We start from the raw sequence: 4,073 nt of genomic DNA on the forward strand, positions 1-4,073 counted from the left end.
GACAATAAAAAGGCCAGAATGCTGTGTCACACACTGGCTTGTTTCTATATATCTCTATCACTCAGCAAGGCTTTCTTACTACAGTTTGCTTACTACAGTTTGCTTACTACAGAATCACCCTTGAGCCATCAATCCCAACAATTTAAGAACAAAATACCCCACCACCGCAATCACTAACGGCAAGATATATAAGGTAAAGAACTGCAAGAAGATGGTGTGATGCGGTAAAACCACCTTCTCTTCTAGCTGTTCACGGCTGCGCCCTTCGCTACCTTTGGCTTGTTCCAAAATCAATTGATCTTCAATACCTTCACGAATGTGCCGCACCTGCCGCGACATACGAGCACCAGATGCCTGTAATGACAAACCGACAAAAATCAGCATATAGATGATAAAGAACATAATATTCGCGGCGGTTAGACCCTGCTGAAGATCAGGTACTGGCGAGTTGAACCAGAAAACATCCAGAAAAGTGGTATTGAAGCGAATCATATCGGTCATCACATGGATAAAATCCAACATGACCGCATTAATCCCGCTGCTTTTTTGACTATATTGATAGGCAAAATTGATAATTGAGATCAATGTTGACAGCAGTGCTGGAATAAAAACGAGCCACCCTGCAATCCGTTTGATAACAGCGACGCGCCCAGCCTGTTGATAGGTCATGACTTCTCCTTGTAAATACCACAACTTATGTAGCTCTAGTTTACCCGCTACATTCGCTCTTTGTGCAAAATTTTTGCTATAACTCTCACCCTTAACACAAATTCAAGCCTAGCTCATTCGGCGCTTTATCATTAAGTTAATGATAAAGTATTCAGCCCGTAGCTAAAAAAACCACAGGAGTGATGATAAATGGCAACCCCTCACCCGATTAAAGCGGCAATTTTCGATATGGATGGCTTGCTGATAGATTCGGAACCATTATGGCTACAGGCCGAACTCGATATTTTCACCAATCTTGGGCTGGATACATCCTCACGGGATTCATTACCCGATACCTTGGGTTTACGTATCGATTTAGTGGTGAAGCTTTGGTTCCAAGCCATGCCATGGCAGGGTCCTAGTCAGGCGGAAGTGTGCAACCAGATTATTGTTCGGGCGATAGAACTGGTCGAAGAGACCCGCCCGGTGCTGCCAGGCGTTGAGTACGCACTGGACCTTTGCCGCCAACAAGGGCTGAAAATCGGCCTGGCATCAGCATCCCCGCTCCGTATGCAAGAGCTTGTGCTGGACATGTTAGGTGTTAGAAATCAGTTCGACTGTCTGGTTTCAGCCGAATACCTGCCCTACAGTAAACCGCACCCTGAGGTGTATCTGAATGCTGCGGCTGATCTCGGTATCGATCCGCTACAATGCGTCACGCTGGAAGATTCGGTAAACGGTATGATTGCGACTAAAGCAGCACGAATGCGCTCTATCGTGATCCCATCCCTCGAATATCGCGCAGACCCACGCTGGGTATTGGCTGATATTAAGTTGGAATCATTAGAGCAATTGAGTAAAAAAGATATAACGTAATATTACCGTATTGATGATAGAGGGCGGTGGAGCCAATGACTCAACCGCCCGAATACCCTTTAGAGGAAATCATCTCGCTTAGGGTTAAAGGTGTCGATTAAAATACTGTTATCCTCCAGTGATACCGCGCCGTGCATCTCATTTTTCACGGCACGATACGCATCACCCGCTTTCAATATGCGTTTCTGCCCTTCAATTTCCACTTCAAAGCTGCCTGCGGCAACATAAGCAATCTGGTCATGAATGTCATGTTTGTGTGCAGTACCAATGGCACCTTTGTCAAAGTGAACGCAGACCATCATCAGGTCATCGCTCCAAGTCATTACTTTGCGTTTAATGCCATTTCCTAACTCTTCCCATGGCGTTTCATCATTAATAAAGAACATCTTCATTGTCTCACCTCATTATGCAGAATAAGTTTCTGATGTAGCGTAGTCACAGTTTCACGCTGAATTCTGCCCATTCTACGGGCAAAATTGGCAGATAAGCCATAAATAATCCAAAAATCATGACATCCCTCAAAAAATAATAAAACATCATTTCATTTTTATTGAATTAACTTCCCGCAAACACTATCATCATCAGCATTACAAGAAACACTCGGTCAGACATCAGACCAGTACAGGTTGTCAGCAACAATTGTCGACATCATGCGCTTGTTTGAGCCGGTCTTGCTTTCTGAGTTGGGTTTTACCCACCAAGATACTGTTCTGTAAAAGAGGTACTGACATGCAAGTTCGCCAAAGCATCCATAGCGACCACGCGAAACAGCTTGATACTGCCGGTTTGCGCCGTGAATTTTTGATCGAAAATATATTCACCGCAGATGAGTACACCATGACCTATAGCCACATTGACCGCATCATCGTCGGGGGTATTTTGCCCGTCAGTAAAGCAGTCAGTATTGGTGATGATGTAGGTAAACAACTGGGTGTCAGTTACTTTCTGGAACGCCGCGAATTGGGCGTTATCAACATCGGTGGCTCAGGATTTATCGTTGTTGATGGTCAGCGTTATGAAATTAACAATGAAGAAGCATTGTATGTGGGTAAAGGTGCGAAAGAGGTGCAGTTCAGCAGTATCGATAGCACAAAACCTGCCAAGTTTTACTACAACAGTGCGCCAGCACACACCACTTACCCGAACAAAAAAATCACGTTGGCAGAGGCCGCACCGCAAACATTGGGTGATGATGCCACCAGCAACCGTCGCACTATCAATAAGTACATCGTGCCTGACGTGTTGCCAACCTGCCAACTGACCATGGGTTTAACCAAACTGGCTCCGGGCAATCTGTGGAATACCATGCCTTGTCATACCCATGAACGTCGTATGGAAGTCTATTTCTACTTTGATATGGACGAAGAAACAGCGGTGTTCCACATGATGGGCCAGGCACAGGAAACACGTCATTTGTTAGTCCACAACGAACAAGCTGTGATTTCACCAAGTTGGTCTATTCATTCTGGCGTGGGCACGAAGCGTTATACCTTCATCTGGGGCATGGTCGGTGAAAACCAAGTCTTCAGTGATATGGACCACATCGCTGTTAGCGAATTGCGTTAAGCGTCACCAACCGAATCCGTCCTTTGGGCGGTTTTCTCCCCAATATTGAAATCGCGGCAATCTTTGACCGCCTTGAGAGAGATGTTAGCTATGATTTTAGATTCCTTTGAATTGAAAGGTAAAGTTGCACTGGTTACTGGCTGTGATACAGGTTTGGGCCAAGGCATGGCGATCGGTTTAGCCGAAGCCGGTTGTGATATCGTGGGTATCAACATTGTTGAGCCACGTGAAACTATTGATAAAGTGACTGCACTGGGCCGCCGTTTCCTTAGCCTGACAGCTGACCTGAGCAAAATTGAGCACATCCCTGCCCTGTTAGAACAAGCTGTCGCTGAATTTGGCCAAATCGATATTCTGGTCAATAACGCCGGTATCATTCGCCGTGAAGATGCGATCAACTTCAGCGAGAAGGACTGGGACGATGTCATGAACGTTAACATCAAAACCGTGTTCTTTATGTCTCAAGCGGTTGCTAAACAGTTCATCAAACAAGGCCATGGCGGCAAGATTATCAACGTGGCATCAATGCTGTCTTACCAAGGTGGTATCCGTGTGCCATCTTACACCGCATCGAAAAGCGCAGTCATGGGTGTGACCCGTCTGTTAGCTAACGAGTGGGCTAAACATGGCATCAACGTGAACGCAGTGGCACCGGGTTACATGGCGACCAACAATACCCAACAGTTGCGTAAAGATGAAGAACGCAGCAAAGAGATCCTTGACCGTATCCCTGCTGGCCGTTGGGGCTTGCCTGATGATCTGAAAGGCCCAGTGGTCTTCCTGGCATCTAAAGCATCTGATTATATCAGCGGTTACACCATCGCGGTTGATGGCGGTTGGTTGGCTCGCTAAGCCGATAATCATGACTAATTTGAGTTAAGGTCTATCTGGCGGAGTTATTCGCAATGTTTTGACTCAAAAACGCATCAAGGCACAACTTCTGTTGTGCCTTTTTTATTACTTATTTATCAATTAGTTAACAA

General features: G+C 45.8%; 5 protein-coding genes. 3 read left to right on the plus strand and 2 right to left on the minus strand.

What is annotated here, in order from left to right; genetic code table 11:
* Positions 1-114: 114 nt before the first annotated feature.
* Entirely contained in the window at positions 115-669 is a 555-nt protein-coding gene (locus V1952_RS20450) for a YniB family protein (protein ID WP_083158671.1), read from the minus strand.
* Positions 670-858: 189 nt separating this feature from the next.
* On the opposite strand from V1952_RS20450, the gene hxpB reads away from it, so the two are divergent.
* Positions 859-1,524 (plus strand): hexitol phosphatase HxpB, encoded by a 666-nt coding sequence (gene hxpB / locus V1952_RS20455; protein ID WP_420075428.1) that lies wholly within the window; start codon positions 859-861, stop codon positions 1,522-1,524.
* A 59-nt stretch (positions 1,525-1,583) separates the two neighbouring features.
* Here the strand turns inward: hxpB and V1952_RS20460 are convergent, their stop codons facing one another.
* The gene (locus V1952_RS20460) at positions 1,584-1,916 is read right to left on the minus strand and encodes a cupin domain-containing protein (RefSeq protein ID WP_032905805.1); all 333 of its coding nucleotides are present in this window, start codon (positions 1,914-1,916) and stop codon (positions 1,584-1,586) included.
* 337 nt (positions 1,917-2,253) lie between these two features.
* Between V1952_RS20460 and kduI the strand changes: the two genes are divergently transcribed.
* Positions 2,254-3,090: a 5-dehydro-4-deoxy-D-glucuronate isomerase gene (gene kduI, locus V1952_RS20465; RefSeq protein WP_420072409.1), complete on the plus strand. Its 837-nt coding sequence runs from the start codon at positions 2,254-2,256 to the stop codon at positions 3,088-3,090.
* Between the two features lie 90 nt (positions 3,091-3,180).
* Positions 3,181-3,942, plus strand: coding sequence for a 2-dehydro-3-deoxy-D-gluconate 5-dehydrogenase KduD (gene kduD / locus V1952_RS20470; RefSeq protein ID WP_005182925.1), 762 nt, complete (start codon positions 3,181-3,183; stop codon positions 3,940-3,942).
* Positions 3,943-4,073 lie beyond the last annotated feature (131 nt).

This window comes from Yersinia sp. 2542 StPb PI (assembly GCF_048593855.1).
Taxonomy (GTDB): Bacteria; Pseudomonadota; Gammaproteobacteria; order Enterobacterales; family Enterobacteriaceae; genus Yersinia; species Yersinia enterocolitica_E.